General features: G+C 28.9%; 27 protein-coding genes and 1 other annotated feature. Of the genes, 4 read left to right on the top strand and 23 right to left on the bottom strand.

All coding sequences use genetic code 11. The features are described 5' to 3' along the window. Positions 1 to 39 precede the first annotated feature (39 nt). The 5 genes from ACWOBP_RS00435 to ACWOBP_RS00415 all read right to left on the bottom strand — a co-directional run bounded on the left by ACWOBP_RS00435 (position 40) and on the right by ACWOBP_RS00415 (position 3,350). Entirely contained in the window at positions 40 to 636 is a 597-nt protein-coding gene (locus ACWOBP_RS00435; RefSeq protein ID WP_455336987.1) for a class I SAM-dependent methyltransferase, read from the bottom strand. A gap of 153 nt (positions 637 to 789) precedes the next feature. Continuing rightward, entirely contained in the window at positions 790 to 1,152 is a 363-nt protein-coding gene (gene rplL / locus ACWOBP_RS00430) for a 50S ribosomal protein L7/L12 (protein WP_003146330.1), read from the bottom strand. Between the two features lie 52 nt (positions 1,153 to 1,204). Next, the gene (gene rplJ / locus ACWOBP_RS00425) at positions 1,205 to 1,705 is read right to left on the bottom strand and encodes a 50S ribosomal protein L10 (protein ID WP_003146331.1); all 501 of its coding nucleotides are present in this window, start codon (positions 1,703 to 1,705) and stop codon (positions 1,205 to 1,207) included. 32 nt (positions 1,706 to 1,737) lie between these two features. Then, positions 1,738 to 1,870: a sequence feature (ribosomal protein L10 leader region), on the bottom strand. Between the two features lie 88 nt (positions 1,871 to 1,958). Beyond that, complete coding sequence (locus tag ACWOBP_RS00420; RefSeq protein WP_455336986.1) at positions 1,959 to 2,696, bottom strand: MerR family transcriptional regulator; 738 nt, start codon at positions 2,694 to 2,696, stop codon at positions 1,959 to 1,961. 126 nt (positions 2,697 to 2,822) lie between these two features. Further along, positions 2,823 to 3,350, bottom strand: a complete 528-nt coding sequence (locus tag ACWOBP_RS00415) for a QueT transporter family protein (RefSeq protein ID WP_299322633.1) — start codon at positions 3,348 to 3,350, stop codon at positions 2,823 to 2,825. 377 nt (positions 3,351 to 3,727) lie between these two features. Between ACWOBP_RS00415 and rpsT the strand changes: the two genes are divergently transcribed. Continuing rightward, positions 3,728 to 3,970: a 30S ribosomal protein S20 gene (gene rpsT / locus ACWOBP_RS00410; protein WP_003145397.1), complete on the top strand. Its 243-nt coding sequence runs from the start codon at positions 3,728 to 3,730 to the stop codon at positions 3,968 to 3,970. Between the two features lie 96 nt (positions 3,971 to 4,066). On the opposite strand, the gene ACWOBP_RS00405 is transcribed toward rpsT, so the two are convergent. The 7 genes from ACWOBP_RS00405 to ACWOBP_RS00375 all read right to left on the bottom strand — a co-directional run bounded on the left by ACWOBP_RS00405 (position 4,067) and on the right by ACWOBP_RS00375 (position 11,257). Beyond that, complete coding sequence (locus ACWOBP_RS00405; protein WP_455336985.1) at positions 4,067 to 5,248, bottom strand: MalY/PatB family protein; 1,182 nt, start codon at positions 5,246 to 5,248, stop codon at positions 4,067 to 4,069. A gap of 12 nt (positions 5,249 to 5,260) precedes the next feature. Continuing rightward, positions 5,261 to 6,346, bottom strand: a complete 1,086-nt coding sequence (locus tag ACWOBP_RS00400; RefSeq protein ID WP_455336984.1) for an aminotransferase class I/II-fold pyridoxal phosphate-dependent enzyme — start codon at positions 6,344 to 6,346, stop codon at positions 5,261 to 5,263. Between the two features lie 185 nt (positions 6,347 to 6,531). After that, entirely contained in the window at positions 6,532 to 7,182 is a 651-nt protein-coding gene (locus ACWOBP_RS00395) for a DUF998 domain-containing protein (protein WP_455336983.1), read from the bottom strand. 70 nt (positions 7,183 to 7,252) lie between these two features. Then, a complete protein-coding gene (holA, locus tag ACWOBP_RS00390; RefSeq protein ID WP_455336982.1) occupies positions 7,253 to 8,233 on the bottom strand; it encodes a DNA polymerase III subunit delta in 981 nt (326 codons plus the stop codon). Then, positions 8,233 to 10,158 carry a ComEC/Rec2 family competence protein gene (locus tag ACWOBP_RS00385; protein ID WP_455336981.1) on the bottom strand — a complete coding sequence of 642 codons (1,926 nt, stop codon included), beginning with the start codon at positions 10,156 to 10,158 and terminating at the stop codon, positions 8,233 to 8,235. The genes holA and ACWOBP_RS00385 overlap by 1 nt, the downstream gene beginning before the upstream one ends. A gap of 2 nt (positions 10,159 to 10,160) precedes the next feature. Beyond that, the gene (locus ACWOBP_RS00380; protein WP_003145233.1) at positions 10,161 to 10,622 is read right to left on the bottom strand and encodes a ComE operon protein 2; all 462 of its coding nucleotides are present in this window, start codon (positions 10,620 to 10,622) and stop codon (positions 10,161 to 10,163) included. Between the two features lie 2 nt (positions 10,623 to 10,624). Continuing rightward, entirely contained in the window at positions 10,625 to 11,257 is a 633-nt protein-coding gene (locus ACWOBP_RS00375) for a helix-hairpin-helix domain-containing protein (RefSeq protein ID WP_455336980.1), read from the bottom strand. 151 nt (positions 11,258 to 11,408) lie between these two features. On the opposite strand from ACWOBP_RS00375, the gene ACWOBP_RS00370 reads away from it, so the two are divergent. Beyond that, the gene (locus tag ACWOBP_RS00370; RefSeq protein WP_314091096.1) at positions 11,409 to 11,777 is read left to right on the top strand and encodes a PH domain-containing protein; all 369 of its coding nucleotides are present in this window, start codon (positions 11,409 to 11,411) and stop codon (positions 11,775 to 11,777) included. A 78-nt stretch (positions 11,778 to 11,855) separates the two neighbouring features. Here ACWOBP_RS00370 and mnmA read toward each other — a convergent pair whose 3' ends face one another. The 9 genes from mnmA to ACWOBP_RS00325 form a co-directional block, all read right to left on the bottom strand. Further along, entirely contained in the window at positions 11,856 to 12,968 is a 1,113-nt protein-coding gene (mnmA, locus tag ACWOBP_RS00365; RefSeq protein WP_271965772.1) for a tRNA 2-thiouridine(34) synthase MnmA, read from the bottom strand. 2 nt (positions 12,969 to 12,970) lie between these two features. Beyond that, positions 12,971 to 14,092: a cysteine desulfurase family protein gene (locus ACWOBP_RS00360; RefSeq protein WP_455336979.1), complete on the bottom strand. Its 1,122-nt coding sequence runs from the start codon at positions 14,090 to 14,092 to the stop codon at positions 12,971 to 12,973. Positions 14,093 to 14,239: 147 nt separating this feature from the next. Then, positions 14,240 to 15,301, bottom strand: a complete 1,062-nt coding sequence (locus tag ACWOBP_RS00355) for a hypothetical protein (protein WP_455336978.1) — start codon at positions 15,299 to 15,301, stop codon at positions 14,240 to 14,242. Between the two features lie 30 nt (positions 15,302 to 15,331). Next, positions 15,332 to 16,141, bottom strand: coding sequence for a phosphotransferase family protein (locus ACWOBP_RS00350; protein ID WP_455336977.1), 810 nt, complete (start codon positions 16,139 to 16,141; stop codon positions 15,332 to 15,334). 89 nt (positions 16,142 to 16,230) lie between these two features. Then, positions 16,231 to 17,271, bottom strand: coding sequence for a tRNA (adenosine(37)-N6)-threonylcarbamoyltransferase complex transferase subunit TsaD (gene tsaD, locus ACWOBP_RS00345; RefSeq protein WP_455336976.1), 1,041 nt, complete (start codon positions 17,269 to 17,271; stop codon positions 16,231 to 16,233). After that, positions 17,258 to 17,710 (bottom strand): ribosomal protein S18-alanine N-acetyltransferase, encoded by a 453-nt coding sequence (gene rimI, locus ACWOBP_RS00340; protein ID WP_455336975.1) that lies wholly within the window; start codon positions 17,708 to 17,710, stop codon positions 17,258 to 17,260. The genes tsaD and rimI overlap by 14 nt, the downstream gene beginning before the upstream one ends. Then, positions 17,694 to 18,362: a tRNA (adenosine(37)-N6)-threonylcarbamoyltransferase complex dimerization subunit type 1 TsaB gene (tsaB, locus tag ACWOBP_RS00335; RefSeq protein WP_455336974.1), complete on the bottom strand. Its 669-nt coding sequence runs from the start codon at positions 18,360 to 18,362 to the stop codon at positions 17,694 to 17,696. Before tsaB ends, rimI begins: the two co-directional genes overlap by 17 nt. Further along, positions 18,356 to 18,808 carry a tRNA (adenosine(37)-N6)-threonylcarbamoyltransferase complex ATPase subunit type 1 TsaE gene (gene tsaE / locus ACWOBP_RS00330; protein ID WP_455336973.1) on the bottom strand — a complete coding sequence of 151 codons (453 nt, stop codon included), beginning with the start codon at positions 18,806 to 18,808 and terminating at the stop codon, positions 18,356 to 18,358. The genes tsaB and tsaE overlap by 7 nt, the downstream gene beginning before the upstream one ends. 241 nt (positions 18,809 to 19,049) lie before the next feature. Beyond that, positions 19,050 to 19,640: a nitroreductase family protein gene (locus ACWOBP_RS00325; protein WP_455336972.1), complete on the bottom strand. Its 591-nt coding sequence runs from the start codon at positions 19,638 to 19,640 to the stop codon at positions 19,050 to 19,052. Positions 19,641 to 19,812: 172 nt separating this feature from the next. On the opposite strand from ACWOBP_RS00325, the gene ACWOBP_RS00320 reads away from it, so the two are divergent. Together ACWOBP_RS00320 and ACWOBP_RS00315 are read left to right on the top strand one after the other, a co-directional pair. Next, positions 19,813 to 20,157 carry a winged helix-turn-helix transcriptional regulator gene (locus ACWOBP_RS00320; RefSeq protein WP_294681213.1) on the top strand — a complete coding sequence of 115 codons (345 nt, stop codon included), beginning with the start codon at positions 19,813 to 19,815 and terminating at the stop codon, positions 20,155 to 20,157. 4 nt (positions 20,158 to 20,161) lie between these two features. Then, positions 20,162 to 20,674 (top strand): hypothetical protein, encoded by a 513-nt coding sequence (locus ACWOBP_RS00315; RefSeq protein ID WP_455336971.1) that lies wholly within the window; start codon positions 20,162 to 20,164, stop codon positions 20,672 to 20,674. Positions 20,675 to 20,772: 98 nt separating this feature from the next. Here ACWOBP_RS00315 and ACWOBP_RS00310 read toward each other — a convergent pair whose 3' ends face one another. Both ACWOBP_RS00310 and ACWOBP_RS00305 read right to left on the bottom strand, forming a co-directional pair. Further along, positions 20,773 to 21,855, bottom strand: coding sequence for a hypothetical protein (locus ACWOBP_RS00310; protein ID WP_455336970.1), 1,083 nt, complete (start codon positions 21,853 to 21,855; stop codon positions 20,773 to 20,775). 11 nt (positions 21,856 to 21,866) lie between these two features. Then, positions 21,867 to 23,033 carry an ATP-grasp domain-containing protein gene (locus tag ACWOBP_RS00305; RefSeq protein ID WP_455336969.1) on the bottom strand — a complete coding sequence of 389 codons (1,167 nt, stop codon included), beginning with the start codon at positions 23,031 to 23,033 and terminating at the stop codon, positions 21,867 to 21,869. Positions 23,034 to 23,045 lie beyond the last annotated feature (12 nt).

The raw sequence follows: 23,045 nt of genomic DNA, 5'->3' as shown, positions 1-23,045 counted from the left end.
GCAATATATCATTTTATCATAGTCATAGCAAGTTGTCAATTATTTTACGGCTTTCAGGATATAGTATCCTTTATTTTTTGAAACTACTTCTACCATCGAAAAAGTATCTTCTAATAATTTTTTACAACTAGCCATTCCTTGTTTTTTTTGTATAACCACCCAAAGCTCTCCTTGAGAATTTAGATGTTCATAACTATCTGTCATTATTTTATGTACAATTTTTTTCCCAGCTCTTATTGGTGGGTTTGTTAAAACTATATCAAAGTTTCCTTCAACATTGTCAAAGGAACTACTTTCTAGTACTTCTACTTTATTTTCTATTTTGTTAAGTTCAATATTTTTTTTAGATAATTCTAATACTCTATTGTTTACATCTACCATAGTAAACTTATATGTCGGATATTTTTTTGCGAGGAATATAGATATAACCCCATAGCCGCAGCCAATATCCGCAACTTTAGCATTTTCTTTATTTGTAGTGAAACTTTCTAACATTGTTTTAGTTCCAAAATCTACACTCTCTTTAGAAAATACTCCATTATCTGTATAAAATTTCAAATTCTCATCCGCTATTATTGAGTTGATAATTTTTTCACGACTTTCTGTCGTCGGATTATTTGTATAATAATGTTCCATAATAAAGACACCTCTTAAAATGAAAGAAAATAGTATATCCCATAGCTAGACACTTGAGATATACTATTTTTGTTATTATCATCGTATCAAATATTCTCAAATAGAATATTATTGTTTATTTACATCTATCTTTTTATCTACTTAGAATAGAAATTATTTAACTTCGACAGTTGCTCCAACTTCTTCTAATTTAGCTTTGATTTCTTCAGCTTCTTCTTTAGAAACTCCTTCTTTAAGTGTTGCTGGCGCACCATCAACTTTTTCTTTAGCTTCTTTTAGTCCGTCTCCAGTGATTTCACGAACAACTTTGATTACTTTAATTTTTGAGTCTCCAGCGTTAGCTAAAACTACGTCAAATTCAGTTTTTTCTTCAGCAGCTCCAGCAGCAGCTCCACCAACTACAGCTACAGGTGCAGCAGCAGTTACTCCGAATTCTTCTTCAATTGCTTTTACTAAGTCGTTTAATTCTAAAACTGACATTTCTTTGATAGCGTCTAAAATTTGTTCTTTAGTCATTATAAATTTCCTCCGATTTTTAAATTATATGTTTTTAGTATTTTTTTATTTATTAAGCTTCTTGTTCAGCTTTTTGGTCTGCAACAGCTTTAACAGCTAAAGCAGTATTGCGCATTGGCGCTGTTAATACAGATAGTAACATTGAAAGTAATCCTTCGCGACTTGGTAATGTAGCGATAGCTTTAATTTCAGCTTGATCTGCAACTTTTCCTTCTATAACACCAGCTTTTAGTTCTAAGTTTTCGTGTTCTTTAGCGAAATCGTTTAAAACTCTAGCAGGAGCTACAGCATCGTCTGTTGAGAAAGCAAAAGCATTTGGTCCAGTTAGAACTTCGTCTAATCCTTCAATTCCTGCTTGCTCCATCGCACGACGAACTAATGAGTTTTTATAAACTTTAAAAGTTAAACCTTCGTTACGCATGTTGTTACGTAATTCTGTTACTTCCGCAACGTTTAATCCACGGTAGTCAGCGATAACAACTGAAGAACTTGCTTTAATTTCTTCTGCGATTTGATTTACTAACTCTTGTTTTCTCTCAATAGCTTTTGACATTGAACTTCCTCCTAAGTAGATTTATCAATTTCAGTACCATTAAAAAAACCTTCTTGCATGCGAGAACATACAAAAAGGCACATAAGTTTCTTTTCGAATTTTGTCCTCGGTAGGTTAATTAAGGATTTCTCCCCCTACTGTCTACGGTACATTTTCAACTGACTTATTCATTCTAATATATATAATTTTATTTGTCAATAGTTTTTTTAAAAAATTTTAAAAAGAATTATAAATTAGTAATTTCTTCTATGGATTACTTGTTTAATCTACTTTTACAATATGCATCTATGGCTTTAGAAGTATATTCAGCTACCCCTTCTCCAAATTTATCTATATTATTTTTAAATTCTGGATTTTGAGAATATCCTTTTCCTATATATGAGAATACTTCTACACTGCAATCAAAAGCATACTTATTCATATAGTTATATAATGCTTCGACTTTCGATTGAACTTCTTTTTCTTCTATATCTATATTATTTTTTCTGTATTCAGCCATTGAACGAAAAACACTATTAAATTTCTCAGCAACGATATCTTCTTTACCGCTCTGTCTTTTTTTAGATTCTTCTAGTGTTTCTTTCCCATATTTTTCTATTGCTTGATCTTCATACTTATTTAAGTCCTCTTTTTTAAATCCGTTAAATTTTTCTTCTATAGTCATTTTTTGTTCTCCTTTATGTGTTTTTATTGTTTTTTCTATATTATGAAGAATTACTTCAAACTTCTCTTTTTCTTTTAAAATTAATTCCCGTTGCTGTTCAAGTATTTTTAAACTATCAATATCTCCATCAAGTAATTCTTTTATATCATTTAACTTAAACTTTAGAAATCTATAAAATAAAATCTTTTGAAGTTTATCTAAATTCTCATCTGAATAATCTCTATACCCATTATTTAATTTTTTTGGAATCAATAATCCTATCTCATCATAATATTGCAATGTTCTTGCACTCACTCCTGTAAGTTTTGCGACTTCATTTATTCTCATCTCCGCTCCTAAATCCTTGATATATTTCACCAGTGATATACCTATTATATACTATTACGTAACGTAAGGGTCAATACTAAAATAAAAAAATCACTAAGGAAATTCCTTAACGATTTTTTATAAATATTATTCAAATACTTTTTTTAGATCAATAGCTTTATTTAGGGCTTCTGTAATAACAATACCGATTACCATTACAACAACTTGTGATAATAAAAGCGATCCATAAATTGCTGTGAACGCTTCAAACTCGAATGGCACTCTTGCAGAGTTTTCACCGCTAAAAATAGCAATTTCATATGCAATTATTGGCATACAAACCACTAAGTAAATAACAATATTAAGGATGTGTCTAGCGATTCTATTTTTTACGAATTTGAATACAAAAACACTGATAGCTAACGCTAAACCTGTTCCTAATGTCCCAAAGAACACATCTACTATACCAAGTGGACTAAAAATATTTGCTATTGCTACACCTAAAGTTATAGGGAACCAATATTTTTTACTAAATACCACTAATTGTGATAGTGATTCACTAATACGTAATTGAATAGCACCGTATGAAAATGGTGCGATAGCAACTGTTAAAACAACATAGATAGCTGCTATTAATGCTTGAATAGTTAATACTTTAACTGTATTATTTCTCATTATATATCTCCTTGTCTTGTTTAAGAGAAATTAAAGAAGTACTGATTAAGAGAAATCAGTACTTCAAGTTTTTTTTATAGATGGATCTCTCAAACATCTTTTATTATAATAAAGTCAGAAGACAAATAACCTTACCTATGTAAAATTAAATATCAACGTCATTTATACTATCACATATTATATCCATTAGTCAATAAAAATATAAAAAAATTATAAAAAAATAATGTAATGCTAAAATTTTTATAAAAATATCTTGCATTTACAATTTTAATATGTTAAAATGAGGTAGTTGTATCTAACAACACTTAATTCATTGTAATTAAGAATATTAATTAATATTTCTTAGTAATAAAAACTATAATCAGGAGGTGAATCGAATGCCAAACATTAAATCATCAGTATTAAGCGTAAGAAAAGATGCTAAAACTAATGCTGCTAACACAGCTAAAAAATCTGAAATGCGTACAGCTATTAAAAAAGCTAAAGTAGCTAAATCTGAAGGTGCTGCTAACGCTGCAGAGTTAGTAAACCTTGCTTACAAAAAAATCGATAAAGCTGCTAAAACTAACTTAATCCACAAAAACGCAGCTGCTAGATATAAATCAAACCTAGCTAAATAATTTTATTAACTACTCAGACTACTGAGTAGTTTTTTATTGAAATAAAAGGAAGAACCTAGAAATCCTCTCTAAGCTCTTCCTTCTTTTTTAATTCTACTAGTTACAATTTTTAATAATTCTATCAATAGCCTCTTTTACATTATCTGGACTAGTCGCTAGATTTATCCTAATATACTTATTGTAACCTTTACCAAACCAGCGGCCAAAATCAATCGCTAAACCACACTCATCTTGTATGAATTCTTTTGTTGTTTTCCCATTTAGAACTTTCTCTAAATTAACAAATGCTAAATACGTTCCTTCTAGCGGATAAACTTTAATTTCAGGTACTTTTTCTGCTAGAGTTTCAAGAAGTAGATTGTAATTATACTGTACGGTTTCCTTCAATCCCTCAAGCCATTCATGGCCTTCTCTATATCCTGCTTCTAAAGCAATTTGTCCTAATAGACTTGGTTCCGCTTCTAAGTTCTCTTTTTTGTACTTATCAAAAACTATTCTTACTTTTTCATCAGGAATTAATATAGTTGCATGAACTAATGATGCAAGATTAAATGTTTTTGAACCTGAGTTAGCTACAATAAGCCGATGATTATACTTTCCATCTTCTATCGCTAACGCTGAAATTTGTTTATGATTTTCATATGTGAAGTCTTGATGAATTTCATCAGATAATACAAGAACATTATACTTCTCACAAATTTCAAAAACACGTTTTTGTTCTTCTAATGTCCAGACTCTACCTACTGGATTATGAGGTGAACAGTGAATATATAATCTTACATTATTATCACGAATCTCTTTTTCGAATGTAGCAAAATCTATTATAAACTCACCATTTTCCTCAAGTAATGGTGCTTCAATTAGTTTTCTACCACTATTTCTAATAGAATTAGCAAATGGATAATATACAGGTGGCATAATTATAACTGAATCTTCTTTTTTTGTATATGCGTGAATCACCCATAAAATTGCTTGAACGATACCAGGAGCAAATCTTATCCATTGTTTTTCTACATTGATATCGTATTTTTGCTTATGCCATTTTTTATATTGATCATAATAACTTTCAGGCAACTTAGTATATCCGAAAACTCCATGATTTACACGTTCAATCAATGCTTCTCTTATACTCTCTGGAGTTTTAAATTCCATATCAGCTACCCACATAGCAAGAAGATCTTTATCTCCAAATCTTTCCTCTAAAGCATCCCATTTTAAACTATTTGTATTTCTTCTTTCAACGTAATACTTATTTACAAATTCTTCTACTCTACTCATTATTTCTGTCCTCTATACTTCTAAAGCTTGTGCAAAATCTTCTAATAAATCTTCAATATCTTCAATCCCTACAGATACTCTCAATAAATCTGGTGTTAAACCATAAGAAAGACGTAGTTCTTCCGGGATATCGAAGTGAGTTTGAGTTGTAGGATACGTTACTAGTGTTTCGACTCCACCTAAACTTTCTGCGAATGTTGCAACCTTTAATGAACGTAGAAACGCATCAATCTTAGAAGCATCATGAAGTTTAAAACTTAACATAGCACCTTTTTTCGGATATAGTACTTCTTTAACATTTGGATTTTTTTCTAATTCTTCAGCAAGCTTTTCAGCATTTTTTTCTTGTTGATTAAAACGTAACGGTAAAGTTTTTAAACTTCTAACGAATAACCAACTATCAAATGCAGATAATACCGCACCTGTAGTATTAGAAATCCAAGCTAATCTTTCTCCAATTTGTTCATCATTAGTAATTACAGCTCCAGCTAAAATATCGTTGTGCCCTGTTAAATATTTTGTAGCTGAGTGAACAACAATATCAGCACCCATTGTTAATGGTTTCTGTCTTAATGGTGTTAATAAAGTATTATCAACAATCAATAACGCATTTTTTTCTTTAGCGATTTTTGCAACTTTTTCAATATCAACTTCTTGCATTAATGGATTAGTTGGTGTTTCTATAAATACAGCTTTAGTATTTTCTGTAATTTTTACTTCGAGATCTTCTTCATCAGTGAAATAGATAAATTTCTGTGCACCTTTACGCTCCAATTCATCAAAATATCTAAAACTTCCACCATATAAATCTCTAGAAACTAGAAATTCACTATTCAATTCAAACAATTCAAAAACTAATTGAATAGCACTCATACCTGAGCTAGTCGCTATCGCACGACAGCCTTCTTCTAAATCACATAATCCCTCCTCTAAAATTGTACGAGTAGGATTTTTTGTTCTTGTGTAATCATAACCTGTACTCTCACCTAGTCCAGGATGAGCATAAGCTGTCGATAAATATATCGGTGTCACAATCGCACCAGTTACTTTATCTTTTCTATTTCCTAATTGAGCTAACTTAGTTTCAATTTTCTTCATTAAACAATACCTCATTTTATTAATTTCTTTTCAACATTACTATTATAACATTATATTTGTTCAGAATAAACTAATTTATCTGAATTTTTTGTTTTTTTATGAATATTTTTTAATTAACTAACTTCAATTATCTGAAACAAAAAAAGATCACTTGAATCTGATTCAAATGATCTTCCTCTTAATTCTTACTTCTTCCTTAAAAACACAATACCTGTTATCAACTGCCACATTGTTATTGGATAAACCGTCATTCTTTCATAAATAGCTACAACGTCTGAAAGATTGTTATTAATTGCATTATTCATAAGTACTGCACTAACTAAACCTATAATCCCCAGCAAAGTTGAAACAATAGCATATTTTTTATTTTCTCTAAATAATACTATTCCACTTAATAAAGTCGTAAAATTCCCACCTAAAAATGATAATCTCGCACCTAAACCATGAAATCCATCTTCACTAGGAACTCCACCTTGGAATACTCCAACCAAAACACCCCCCATAGCAAATATGAATGGAGTTAATATAGATAATATGCCTAATTTTCTATTTTTTAATTTATCAAAAATCAATAAATAGTAAGCAATAAAGAATCCTATCCCAGTGACTATAAAATTAATATTCATAAGCATAGCAAATTCTGAAAATCCATCAGGAACACCTTCAACTATTTGATAAGTGTAGACTCCTAGCGAACTAATAAAATGCTTAAAGTATACTTCTTTCAAAGGATATCCAGTACCGAAAGCTACAATAAATTCACAAGTTAAATAGAATAGACCATTTAAAATAAATATAAGTGCTCCGGCATTTACTATACTCTTCTTACTATTCATCAACAATCTCCTCTACTACATAATTGTACTTATTCTAGCATAATTAGTATAGGATTGCAAAAACAAAGTACTATTTTAGTTCCTCAATTAGTTTATTAATAAACAAATCTAATATAAGGTATTTATCCATATATGAGGATTTTAATAACTTATCATAATCCGCAGCTAAAATTAATGTCTTCATAATTTTATTCACACTATAATTTCTAATTCCTTGTGCAGCTAACTGGACCCTATATGGATGAACTCCCAATTCTTTAGCTATATCTTTTTGTGAATAGTGTTCATTTAGTAGAACTTTTACTTTATAATACATCCTTAATTGTCCACTAATAAGTGATAATAAGAAAATCGGTTCTTCTTTTTTTAATACTAAAGAATTATAGACTACTCTTAATTTCGAATAATTTTTCCCGAATAACTCGTTAGTTAAACTGAACACATCGTATTCTAAACTTCTTGTTGCGAGCAATTCAATATCTTCTCGCGTAATTATTTTCTTTTCATCGCAATAAAGGAGTAGTTTTTCTAATTCTTTTTTTATATTAGCAAAATCTAAACGTGTATAATTCACAAGAAATTCTGCATCATCTCTTGAAATTTTAAAATTAGCATCAGCAACAGTTTTCACAATATAGCTAGCTATTTCCTTTTCATTGAAATTAGAAAACTCCTTAACTTCTCCTACTTCTTTAATTTTCTTTATAAGTTTTTTTCTGCTATCAATCTTGTCAGAAATCTTTAAAATTAATACAACTTCTTCACTAATATTATCCAAATAACTAATTAACGTATCAACATTGTGTTCTACTTTAATCTTCTTAGGTTTAGCAAGTAGAAAATTACAATTTTCTGCAACTACTACTTTTTCATTCCCAAATAAACCACTACTTCTACATTCATACACTAAAGATTCCAAAGTATTTTCATGCATATTTATTTTTATATAATTAAATTCATCCAATTCTTTTAAATACTTTTTTGCTATATTTTTTTCATAATCATTGATAGCTTCAAAATTCTCACCATATATTACATAGACATTTTTCATTAATTATCTACCTCAATTTCAAATTCAGAATTCTTGTTTTTTACTCTAACTTTTTTATTATAATAATAAATAGAATTCTCTCCAAATTTCATCTCTGTATTCTCTTTAAGGACAATATAATCTATTTTTTTATACTGTGCCATATTTTTTACTTCTGATAATTTATTTTCTAAACTATCTATTACAATAACTTTCCCTACTAGATTTCTTGCTAAAAGATCTATAGAGTAACCACTTTTATTCTTTTTCGCAGAAGTCAAAAACAAATACTCAAATTTATTTTTTCCTTCATAATCCAAAAGTAAATCGTACTGGTTTATTATATCATAATCCTTGTCTTTTTTTCTGTAATCTGTATAAAAATTTTGAATATTATTAGATGTATTTATCAAGAGATTATTCTTACGTTCTCTAATATATAAAACACTCTCTTTTCCTATTTTTACATCTTCAATATATGTTTTAGGTGTATATGTAGTTCCTATACAAATCAGAATTATCCCAAGAACTCCATAAACAGTATTCATATATTTAGATTTATTCAAGTTTATCAATATAGTTAGAACAATAATAAATATAATAATTATAAAAAATATATTTAATTTACCTATGCGAATAGGTCGAGCTATTAGAAAAAGCTCCTGAATTTTATCGAATAAATTGAAAGTAATATTTAATATCGGTCTACAGATAATATTAAACAACTGACCATTTATTAAGAATACAATATAGCTAAAAATTACTAGCGGAAAAATCACAATACTAAAAATTGGTACTAAAATAATATTACTAAATACAGAAATATAAGTTATAGTATAAAAATTATACAATAAAATAGGAATACTACCTAGTGTAGAAATTAAACTAATTCTGAATGCACCATAAATTTTATTTCTAGAATTTTTTATATATGTTCCAGACATCAATAGACAAAATGTAATTAAAAACGATAATTGAAAACCAATATTAAAAATAAGTAATGGATTATAAATTAGCAAAATTAGAAAAGTCAGCAACAAACTTCCAAGTTTATCTATATTTTTTCTTCTTAACAGGATGTAAAATACAATCATAAAACCTGCCCTAAGAACAGATGCACTAGCTCCGCTAAGTAACATATACAGTGGAATTATAATCAAGATGAATTTCTCTATATAATCAACACTTACTCTAAATTTTAATAAGATAAAGTAAATTAGAGAAATAAGTATACCTATGTGTAACCCTGAGATTGCTAATAAATGACTTGTTCCTAAATTTTTAAAAGAATTTATATCATCTTTTAATAAATATCCTTTATCTCCGAAAATTAAAGCTTGAAAATAACCACTTTTATCAAAGGTTAGTTCTTTATTAATTTTTAAACTTAATTTGTTTCTAAGAGTTAAGAATTTAAAATATACAGAATCTATATTCTTAATCTCATAAATTTCATTAATAGTTATCTTTTTAAAAATCCCCCTATTCTCATTATATTTTTTATAATCAAATGAATAAAAATTAGTCTTTTCTGAGACATCTTCTATATTAGCATTTACTAATAGTTTTCCACCCCAAAATTTTTCCTTGAAAAATTTCTTTTCATCTTCACTCTTGACTATATAACTTACTAGCACCTTCTCATTTGAAAGAGAGCCAATAGAAGACACATAGGCTCCATTAACATCAAATCTATCAGAAACTGCTAGTTCTAAATTTTTATTTTCAACATTACCTAGATGCGTAATGTTATTCTTTTGTTCATATGCTCCCCGAATAAAAAAAGCTAAGAAGACTATTACACAAATAATAGTTTTCCTAGCATTAAGATTTTTATTTTTCCAAGTTATCAGTAGAAAAATAACAATACATAGCATAGATATTATTATATTATAATTTAATAATATCGCCCCTAATGCTAGTAAAGAAAGTTGTAAATAAATCATTACTATTTATTTAGTAACCTTTCTACTACGTTGTTTACGTCGTAATCTACTTTTCTTACGACAACCCCTGATTTTTCTAATAACTCTCGAGCATATTCATTATTTCTATAATCATTTGCATAGCAAATTTCTTTTATCCCTGCTTGAATTATAGATTTTGTACAATTCAAACACGGGAAATGTGTAACATAAATAGTTGCACCTTCAGTTCCAACCCCGAACTTTGAACATTGTAAAATTGCATTTATTTCAGCATGAATTGTTCTTACACAATGCCCTTCTACTACTTTACAACCAACATCTATACAATGTTCATCACCTTTGATTGAACCATTATAACCACCTGAAACTATTCTCTTGTCTTTAACTATCGTCGCTCCAACAGATAATCTACTGCAAGTCGATCTAAGTGATAATAGGTGGCTTTGAGCCATAAAGTACTCATCCCAACTAATTCTCTGCATAACTATACCTCTATTTTATCTTTAATTTTCTCAAAAGTAGCTTTTCCTATACCACGTACTTTTGTAATATCTTCTTTCTTTTTAAAATCCCCATTTTTTTCTCTATATGAAATAATCGCCTCGGCCTTTGTTTTTCCAACTCCTGAAATTTTCATAAGTTGCTCTAAATTAGCGGTATTAATATTAATCATATCGCCACTAGATGAACTAGTACCACCATCAGATATTTGTTTCGGCTTTTCGCCATGTTTAAGGACATAAATAACCATCTGATCTTTTACTTTTTGGCTTAAATTCAAAGTAGAAGTATCAGCATCCTCTAAAAGTCCACCGGCTTCTTCTATTAAATCTTTTACCCTTTTATCTTTTGTCGTTTCAAATACCCCAGGATGTTTTACTGCACCTTTTACATCAACAAAAATCTTTTCATCGTGTTTTTCTTCATTTTTTTCATCCTTATTTATCGGCACACTGCTGGTATTAGAAAAACTAACACCACTATAATCTTCTGTCTTACTCTGATTAAAATAAAACAAACCACCGATTATTACTACAAGACTACACACAAACGCCAAAATAATAGATTTAACATTTTGTCTAAAAAATAATACAACATCTTCCTTTTTAATATTCATATTTCTCTCCCCCTAGTACCTATATTATATCATTAAATTTATTATATTAGTACTGAAAACCTAATTATAGTACCTTATTTATATTTCATGTATTTTATGTTATACTGATAAAAAATCACAAGATTCAAATTATAAAAATAGGAGAAACATTATGGCTAACGAAATGAATTTATTAAACTGGACATTTTTTAGAGAAGTTGCTATTCCTCAAGATATAGTAAACTTATTAATAAACGGTGAACAACCTGTCGCAGCTTTCGCAACAATAAGAGATGTTGCTGTATTTACAGACAAAAGACTTATTGTAAAAGATGCACAAGGAATTACAGGGAAAAAAGTAGAAATTTATTCACTACCATACTCTTCAATACTAATGTGGTCGACTGAAAATGCCGGTAAAATCTTCGACTTGAATGCTGAAGTAGAACTTTGGACTAAAGTTGGAAAAATTAAAATCAACCTTAAAAAAGATATCGATATTCGTAGATTTGATACATTACTAGCACAGTACATACTGTAATCTTATAACTTAAAGTTAAAAATTAAAAATCCTAAAAACTAGAGTTTTTCTCTAACTTTTAGGATTCTATTTTATATATTATAGTTGAAGTTTTTCTCCATCTTTATATACTTCGTCGATAATTGCCCCACCTAGGCAAACATCTCCATCATAGAAAACAACAGCTTGTCCTGGAGTTACAGCACGTACTGGTTCTTTATAGACAACTTTTACTTTGTTATCTTCTAATACTTCTACTTCAACTTCAGTATCTGGTTGACGATATCTGAATTTTGCAGTACATGTGAATTTATTAGGTTGTGGATTTTTCGTTGTGAATGATAGTGAACTAGCTAGTAAACTATCTGAATAAAGTTTTTCATTATGGAATCCTTGACAAACATACAGTATATTATTTTCAAGATCTTTACCACATGCAAACCATGCTTCACCTTCAGTATCTTTAGTTCCACCAATACCTAATCCATGACGTTGACCGATTGTATAGTGCATTAAACCAATGTGCTCTCCACGAACATTACCATCTAAATCAACCATTTTACCACCTTGAGCTGGTAGGTATTGAGATAAGAATTCTCTAAAGTTTTTCTCACCGATGAAACAAATACCCGTTGAGTCTTTTTTCTTCGCTGTTGCAAGACCCGCTTCTTCAGCAATCTTACGAACATCTTTTTTCTCAAGTTCTCCTACAGGGAATAGGATATTTTTGATTTGATGTTGTTTTAATTGAGATAAGAAGTAAGTCTGATCTTTATTATTATCAACACCACGTAGCATTAAACGTTCTCCATCAACATCTTTAACTCGCGCATAGTGCCCAGTCGCTACATAATCTGCACCTAAATCTTCAGCATATTCTAAGAAAACTTTAAATTTAATTTCTTTATTACACATAATATCTGGGTTAGGTGTACGACCTTTTTTATATTCATCTAAAAAGTAAGTAAATACTTTATCCCAGTATTCTTTTTCAAAGTTTATAGAGTAATATGGAATATCTAATTGTTCACAAACTTTAATTACATCTTCGTAATCTTTTTCTGCAAGACAAACTCCTCTATCATCTTTTTCTTCCCAGTTTTTCATAAACACACCGATAACATCATATCCTTGTTGTTTCAACAAATACGCTGTTACAGATGAATCAACTCCACCACTCATTCCAACTACTACTTTTTTGTTGCTATTCATTATTAGTTCCTTTCTTTTATTCTTTTCTCTAAAGTTACAATTTTTTCTACAACTTCATCAATTAATTCTCTGCTAGTATCAAATCCAACACTAATTCTTACTGAATGTGCAGCACGTTCAATACTATACATTTCTGTAATTATACGACTTCCTTTAATATTTCCTGAACTACAAGCAGATCCGCCGGAAATATAAATGTCACGAGCGTCTAGATATGTAATCAGTCGCTGTGCTTCCACATTTTTGAAATAAATATTTAATATATTCGGCAATGAATTTTCTATAGAACCATTAACTTCAAATTCAACTCCATTTTTCTCAAGTTCAGCTATAAAGTAGTTCTTCAATTCTCTAAGAACAGGAATCGAATTTAATGTTTCTGATAAACAATCATTAAGAACTAGTATTCCTAATAAATCCGTTGTCCCAGAACGAAGACCATTTTCCTGACCTCCACCTAATAATAATGGTTCAACATCCCCATCTTTTGCATATAAAAATCCAAAATTATTAAGAGAACCCAATTTATGCGCTGACGCTGAAGCAAAATCCAATCCTAATTCTTTCACATCAATTTCAACTTTTCCTAACGCTTGAACGATATCACTATGTAATAGTATATTTTTATCAGCAATAAGTTCTGAAACTTCTTTTATAGGATTTAGAACCCCAGTTTCATTATTTGCTAGCATAATTGAAATTAATACCGTCTTAGGATTAATCTTCTCTTTTAATTCATCTATAGATATAGCTCCACTTTCATCTACTGATAATTCATGAACCTTAAATCCAAATCTTTCTAGTCTCTTAGCACTTGCTTTAACAGAAGGATGTTCTATAGATGAAATTATTATTTCTCCAGTTTCAAATCTAGTTAATACATGATTAAATACTGTATTATTACTTTCAGTGCCACCTGAATTAAAAATTATTTCATTACTACTTGCATTTAGAGTTTTAGCTATTTTCTCGCGACCTTCACGAACTAGCCTATCATTTTTCTTTCCTAGAGTATGGCTACTACTTGGATTAGCATAGACTTCTTTTAGTATATTCATATTTTTTTCTATGATATCAAAATGTTTTCTTGATGTTGCTGCGTAATCTAAATAAATATTCGCCATATCATCGCCTCCTAATATTAATCATATTATATTTTAACACAAATAATAGTCAAATAAAATCAAAACCACTTTGTACTTTATAAATTTATTAGTTATAAAAATTATTAATCCCTTTCTTACGGTTTTAGAAAGGGATTAATATTAATTTTATTTAGTTTTTTCTCTTAGTTTACTTATGACTATTATTAATATTGCTAATACTCCTGAAACATATAACAATATACTTTGTTCCTCTAAAATAGGAGTATTAATCACTCGTGGTTGAGTATATACTAAATAACAAAACGTCATTAGATAAAATAGTAGTTTTTCAGATCTTCCAGCACTAACTTTCTTTAACACTCTAACACTGCTTACAATCACAACAGTTACCAGGATATACATCCAATCGATTGGTAGTTTCCCGAAAAAGTAAGCTGGAATGATACAAATAAAACTTATGAAGGCTATTATTTTAAAGATTATTGTATATACTGTATACATAAAATCCGCAGAATTTTTTAATTTGAATAAGCCATTAACAATAATTAAAATAAAAATATAAGTACCTATAGTAAGTTTAATTTCATTACTAATATTGTAGTTAGACCCTTGTGTAATAAATGTAGAAATATTCATATATAAGTACATTATTATAATCGGAATATATGTCCAAACATACGCTAGGAATTTACTATTTTCAAAATATGGTACTTCCCATTCCCAGATGTACTGTCTATCAATTACTTCAAGAATAACGGCATTTAAAAAAGTCCCTGCTATTAAATTAAAAAGAACCTCTTCAAAATTTCCACGAGCTAACATTAACATTATAAAATTAACGATTACAAACAATCCTACTCCCAAGAAACCTGCAAAATATAACACTATCATTGCTGGTGTATTTTTAGAAGCACTCTGTCCGTTTCTATTAAGATACTCTGTATTTTCTACTACCAAATAATTATAAATATTTGAAATACTTGAATTATCTTGTTTATTTTTTAATATCCCAGCCAACAGCGACCTTATTGGGAAAAATTCAATTTTTGTAAAGTCTATATTACAAATTTCTATCCAAAAATCATCATTCATTTCTGTATCCTTAGAAACTATTTTTGACAATTCTCGCATACTTTTTAAATCATTAACGTTTTCTTTCAACTTATTTACTAAAAATAATGCTTGTCTACGATTTTCTTCTAGCTTTTTTTCATTAATATTATTCACTCTTCAACTCTCCTATTTCTTAATAGTTATTTAAATATAATAATTTTCAACATCTTCTAACATCTTTAATCCTAACTTCTCAAATTCTTTATCTTCAACACGTTTGGTATAGTTTAAAATACCTAGTGCTGAGATGAAAATCAGGCAGTATTCAAGTTCCTTAGAAAGAACTTTCTCTTTTGAATGTTCATAGTAATGTTCTAAAAATAATTCTATTTTTCTTTTATCATTATCTAAATCTTGATAAAAATATTTAATAAAATCTAAATAATAACTAGCATATTTAACTCTTTCGAAATCAATTAATACTAAATTATCGTCTTTTCTCATAATGTTTCTAAGACCGAAATCACCATGAATAAAAACTAATGTTTTTCTATATTCTTCATCTAACTTACTAATATTTCTTAGAAACTTTGAATAAAGCTCATATATTTTAGTATATTCTTTTCTATCTGCTAATCTATATACATTTTTCTCTAAAACTTTTTTCAAAGAAATTTCTTTGTCATTTTCAATTGAGCATCCATTTCCTCCATGAAAATCAGATATTAGCTTGGCTATTTTTACTATATCTTCATCATTTACACTTTCTTTATTTAATGGAATATAATCTTCATATTTTAGTACTAGTGCAAAATACTCAGGTAAATCTAATATTAGATTAGTTTTATCCCTTAATACTTTATATTCTAGTTCATATTTTAATGGATCTTTAAAAATTTTAACGAATACTCTTTCTCCTAATTTTTTAGAAAATCCTATAAAATGCTTATTTTCAGAAATATGATTTATTTTTTGTAAGTTTGTATCTAATAATTCATTAAGTTGTCTTTTCATAAGCACACCTAAATATTCTTAAAAAGGGAGTTACTCAAAATCATAATTTCAAGAAAATCGGTTTTTCGAGTTAACTCCTTTTTGAATTCTTATCCTTTAACTTCTTCTAAATCTAATGTTGACTTAGCATTTAGCGTTAATGGATTAGCAAATATATTATTTTTATAATAATAGTATCCTACAGCTCCCATCATCGCAGCATTATCACTACAATAACTCATTTTCGGAATAAGTACTTCTACTCCTAATTGTTGTTCTAATTCTAATATTTGCTTACGAAGCTCACTATTACCCGCAACTCCACCTGCTAAAATCAACTGTTTAACACCTAAATTAACAATAGCTTTCTTAGTTTTAGCGATTAAAACTTCTACAACCGCCGTTTGGAAACTACATGCTAAATCTTCAGGAACTATTTCTTCACCTCGTTGCTTTGCATTGTGAACAAAGTTAATTACCGCTGACTTCATTCCTGAAAAACTAAAGTTATAATCATCACTATCAATCATCGCACGAGGAAATTTATACTTATCTTCACCTAATTTAGCTAGTTTGTCAACTTTTGGTCCACCTGGATATTCGAGATTCAACTGTCTAGCTACCTTATCGTAGGCTTCACCTACAGCATCATCATGAGTAGAACCAATGATTTCAAAATCAAGTTCATCTTTTAAATAGACAAGTTCTGTGTGTCCTCCACTAACTACAAGAGCTAATGATGGATAAACTATATCATTGTCTAAATTACTAGCATAGATATGACCTGCAATATGATGTGCTGCAATTAGGGGTTTATCTAAAGCATAACTTAATGTTTTTGCAACATTAACACCAACTAGTAATGAACCAATTAATCCTGGGCCTTTCGTTACACAAATAGCATCTATTTCATCTAATGTTGTTTTCGCTTCTTCTAGAGCTTCCTCAACAATTTGTATCACTACTTCTATATGTTGTCTGCTCGCTATTTCCGGCACTACCCCACCAAATTGCTTATGAGTTTCAATTTGACTACTTACTATATTCGACAGTACTTCTTTACCATTTTTAACTACGGCTACACTGGTTTCATCACAACTTGTTTCTATAGCTAATATAGTCACATTATCTAAATTCTTAAATTCTTTCATTGCTAAAATCCCTTATCATTACATAAGCATTTTCGCCATTATTTTTGTAATAATTCTTTCTTATATCTATAGTACTAAATCCTGCTTTCTCATAGACAGTTATCGCCGGCATATTACTTACACGAACTTCTACAATCGCCTTTTTTACACCTTTTAATTTTAAAAGTTGCATAACGTAAGTGAAGAAAATTTGACCTAGTTTTTTATTTTGGTGAGGTTTGTCGATAACTATTTTATTAACTTGATATTCATCAGCAACTAGCCAACCACCACAAAAGCCTATAATTTCATCATCGTTAAATAATCCATAATATTCTGCATTAGCGTGTTCTAGTTCAGACTTAAACATGTCTTTTGTCCAGGCATCATCAAAATTATCAGTATCTATCTTTGATAACACATCTAGATTACTTACATCAACTCTATCTACTTTTATCATTTTCAAGCTCTCTTTCTGCTTCAGTTTTTCTTAAGTATTGTGGCTTCATATTATAACAATCGACTTCTTCTAATGAATCATAAATTCTTACAACATTTGCAACACGAACCACTTCGTCATTTTTTAATCCATCAAGAAGAAGTTCATTTAATTTTTCTATATCTTTACTGATATATACAAATTCTTTGTTCTGAGAAACAAGGAAATCATTGATTTCTTCAAGTGAATAATATCCTTCTTTTAATGTTTCTATTAAGTCGCCGTCAATATTTTCATATACCGCACCAAAAACATTTCCACGGCGAGCATCAATAAATGGAACAAGTAGCTTATTACTATCAAATTCCAATAAAGCTTGTAATTTTAAAGAAGAAACTTTTTTCAGTTTAATCTTAAGTGTATATGCTAGTGTTTTACATACTGCTGCAACCACACGAATTGCTGTATACGAACCTGGTCCTTCACTTGATATTACTTCTGTTAAATCAGTTTTTTTCTTATTTGCTTCTTTTAAGCAATTATCGATTTCTTCTAAAATCACTGCTGATAAATTATTACTACATACAAAGTTTTTTTCGGCTAGAATATTTTTTTCTTCAAAGCATGCAATTGAACATACACCATTCGAAGCTTCTACAATTAAACTTACCAATTTTCGCGAATCCTTTCTTCTATTTTTTCATATTCACCACTGGAGATAATTTCAACTTCTCTACAATCCTCAACTAATCGAATATTAAAAATTAATCTTTCTTTCGGTAAAAAGTCTTCTATAAACTCTCCCCATTCAATAACACTAACATTATCTTCAAAGAAAATGTCTTCAAATCCTAAATCCTCATCGCTATCTTCTAAACGATAAGCATCTATATGATATAATTTCCCATTAGGGTATTTATATTCCTTCATAATATTAAAAGTTGGTGAGTTAACCACACTCTTAACTCCTAAATATTCTGCTAAATACTTAGTAAAAGTTGTTTTTCCTGCTGCTAAATCTCCATTCAACAGAAGTACTAATCTACTATCAATACCTTCACTAACTATTTTTGCTAAACGTTTAGTATCTTCTAAATCTTTTATTACTATTTTTAACATTATTAAACCTTCTAAATCTTTATTTATATACCAACTACTATAATATCATATTTACCAGTATATTCCAACAACTAAAGGTATAAATAATATTTATAGAAATAATCATTTATCATAAAATCAAGCGTCTTTTTCTATATAAATCATTCGCTAAAACTTACGCCTACTGATAATTTAAAATAACGCCAAGATATTTCTATCTCAGCGTTATTATTACTCATTTAATCCGTCGTTAAATCAAATCTTATTTTACTACTCTTACTCTTGAAGTTCTTTCAATTGGTGCAGCTTCTTGTAATTTTTCACCAAATGGCATTTGAGCACGTAGTACTAAGTTTGCTGGAATATCCCATTCAGCAGCAACTTTTTCATCGATAACTGGGTTATAGTGTTGAATGTTAGCTCCAACACCAGCTTCTGCTAATGCATTCCAAACTGCAAATGATGCAATTCCTGTTGATTGTTCTGACCAGATTGGGAAGTTATCAGCATATGCTGGGAATTGTTCTTGAAGACCTTTTACTACATCATGATTTTCGAAAAATAAAATTGTTCCATATGCTGCAGCAAAACTATCGATTTTACCTTTTGTAGCTGCTTTAGCTTCTTCTGTTGGTAAGAATTTTTCTAATTCTCCGAAAGTAATATCCCAAAGTTTTTGATGATTTTCACCTAATAATACTACAGCGTGTGCAGTTTGTGAGTTAAATGCACTTGGTGAGTATTTAACTGCATTATCAATAATTTCTAATGCTTCTTGTTCTGAAATTGGTAAGTTTTTACCTAGTGCATAAACACTTCTTCTGTTTTGATATAAATTTTTTGCTTCTGTCATTATTATGTCCTCCGTTTTTTGGCTATTGCTAAACTTTATTATTTGTTTTATAATTGTTATATATATAATTATAATATTTACCAAAATTTTATCAAGTACGTTTTTTTACAATAGTAAGTATCTTTTAAGATAGAATTGGATAATACCAATAAATTTTTAAGGAGATTTTTTTATGGAACAACAAGAACCTTTTGGAAAATGCCCCTTTTTTACAACTCAAAAAATATTGTCTGGAAAATGGACAATACTAATTCTTCACCTACTTGAAGATAAAAGTGTTAGATTTAATGAGTTACAAAGATCACTAGGGACAATTACCCAAGCAACGTTAACAAAACAATTAAAACAATTAGAACAAGATGGATTAATAAATCGTAAAGTTTATGCTCAAATTCCACCAAAAGTTGAGTACAGCTTAACAGATATTGGAAAAAAATTCCAATCAGTACTTAATGAATTAGAAATATGGGGAAATGACTATATTGAATATTTAAAAGAAAATAAAGAAGCAGTATAAAGTTATGGATAAGTTAAACGAAATTAAATCAAAACTTCACCTACTTTCAAATGAACAATTAGATATAATACATAGACTTATTTCGACTTGGAAAATTAAAGACAATAAAATTCAAACAGATGAAAATCTTGTGAAAAAAATATATGAAAGTACAATATCCCCTATAGAAAATCCTCTAGAAAATTATTCAAAAGAAGAACTTTTAGAGGAATACGGTGTATTATTTTATAACACTCAAAAATCAACTAACGAAAATTTTGGAGAAGTTTCTATTGAGTATAATTATGAAGAAAGCACTCAATCACAGGAACCTAAGTATTACAGTGAAACTAGTAAATTATTGAATACTAATGGAAGTGAGTTTAACAAAGATTCTTCGAGCCAACACTCAAATACTAGTATAGATGATTTTGATCCATTATTCCCTGATACTGACTTTGACTCATTAACTGGTCTTAATAAAAGTAAATACGATGACTTAGATTTTTCTGCATTAATTTCTAAAAAACCGAAATAACTGTATTCTAAAAACAAATCTAATTACTAAGCTATGACCAAGATTTTCTTATAAAATAGAATAGATACCAATAGTTTTTTAAACTATTGGTATCTATTCTATTTTATGATATTATTCTCCAAATAATCGCAATATTTCATCTCTAAATTTTGAACATATAAATTCGGTGCTTTATTTTTTATTTTTCTAGCTTCGGCTATTAAGTCTAAAGCTTTTTCATCATCTAACTTCACTCCATATTCATATGTTGCCAGGATATTCTTCGTTTGCGGATTATTTTGTTTCAGTCGAACTTTTAAATTCTTATCATTCATAAGCTCTTCTAATAGTTCATCTTCTGGATTTACTAAGCTTATTAATTTTACTAACAACGCCATAAGTTCAACTTTATAAACTGGTAACAAATCGTCTCTTTCAATATATAGTTTCCTTGATTCGTTGTATAATTTATCAAACTCGAAGAAATATTCTAGACCATCTAGTTTAATAAATTCTAATGAATCAGTTAAATAATTGTTATTAATTATTTCTAATGAATTTATTTTCTCCACTACTTCTGGTTTTTCTATTAATAAATTCTTACCGATACTTTGATAATATACGTATTCTAATTGTAAGTATAGAATAAATCTAGTAGTTTCATCCTTACTAGCATGATAATAGGTCATACCATCGTTGAATCCCATCGGAATCAAGTTAAGCAAAGCTAATGCAAAACCTATTAAAGCAAATAATAATGTATAATAACTTGGTAAAATTAACCAAAATACAATAGAAAATACTAAATTAAACGTTACTCCACCTAACAAGTATAATTTATACTTAAATTTTCCTTCAACATATTTAGGTGCTCTCATCAGACATTGACCGCCTGTTCCTGCAAGTCTTTCAAATCTAATTTTAAGTTTTCCATTTTTATCCTTTATAATTTTAAAATCAAATACTCTAAAACTTATAAATTTATATCCTGATAGCACTCCAAAAACTAAATGCCCCGCTTCATGAACTATAACTTGTAAAATAAAAGCTATTACTCCTGCTAGAAATAGAAATATAATGTTTGGTGCATCAACACTTACTAGTGTATCTCCTGCAATCTTACCGACAGAATATCCAATTATCGCTCCAACAATCATAATTCCTAATATTTGTAAAAGTCCGTTAATAAATTTATTCTTCACAAACAATCCTCCTATTCAAATTTCTTATGAATGTAATTCATCATTTCGCTAATATTTTCAATATTTTCGTCTACTAAGATATACATCCATTCTCCCATAGCTGTTGCAAATACTCCTGGTACTCTATCAATCAAACGAAGTTCCTTAGAATATCTATTATAAATATCTTCATTAGAATATTTATAAGTATATTTATCACGTCTTGATAAGGCTACTCCATTATAATTATGCTGGACTTTCTTCGGTGAATTACCAACTACTACATCAGCATACATCTCAAATAAATCACATTCATAAGTATGGTTATATAGATCAATTGTATATCCACCTGCAATTCGGTTATTATATTCTAACGCAATATAATCGTTATTAGGTAATTTGAAAAATTCGATATGGAAAAACCTTTCCCTCATTCCAAATTCTTTAACAATATTTCTACCGTATTCTTTTAGTTTAGAATCAATTTCTTTAGAAATTATATTTCCATAATCTAGACTGTCGTTTAATAAATCTAAAGTAGGTTTTGTATAGTAAAAGCTTGTCTCAAATACAACTTCACCTTTAGAATCAATCAAGCCGTCATACGTACAAAGGACTCCATTATCCACATAACTTTCAAGGAAGTACACAACATCTTGGTTCCATTGATTTTTAAAAATTTCTACATCTTCTTTTGTTAATAGTTTAAATGTATTATTTGCTCCCACTCCATTATCTGGTTTAGCTATTACCGGTAATTTAATATCTTTAATCACTTTTTCAAGTTCTTTAATGGTTTTTACTGCTTGCCCCTTAGCAACTGGTACTTTAGCTTTTATAAAGCTTTCTTTCATCCTAGATTTATACTTTGTAAAATCTAAATTTTTAGGTTTTACTCCTGGGATATTAAATTGTTCTCTTATTAATGAATCTAACGTTAACCAATACTCATTATTAGATTCAACCCTGTCTATAACACCATGTTTATAGATTAAGAACGCTACGCCCCTTAATACTTCTTCATAATTTTCTAAATCATTTACTCTATAATATTCAGTTAAAGCATTTTTTAAATCATCTGAAAGATTGTCATAACTTTCACTACCAATTCCTAATACTTTAACTCCTTTTTCTACCAACTTCTTAGCAAAATTTTCCTGTGAAGTTGGAAAATTTGGTGAAACTAATAAATAATTCATAATAATCCCTTC

This window comes from Gemella parahaemolysans (assembly GCF_053758945.1).
The sequence above is the reverse complement of the archived record's forward strand: the minus strand, read 5'-3'. Positions and strand labels throughout refer to the sequence as shown.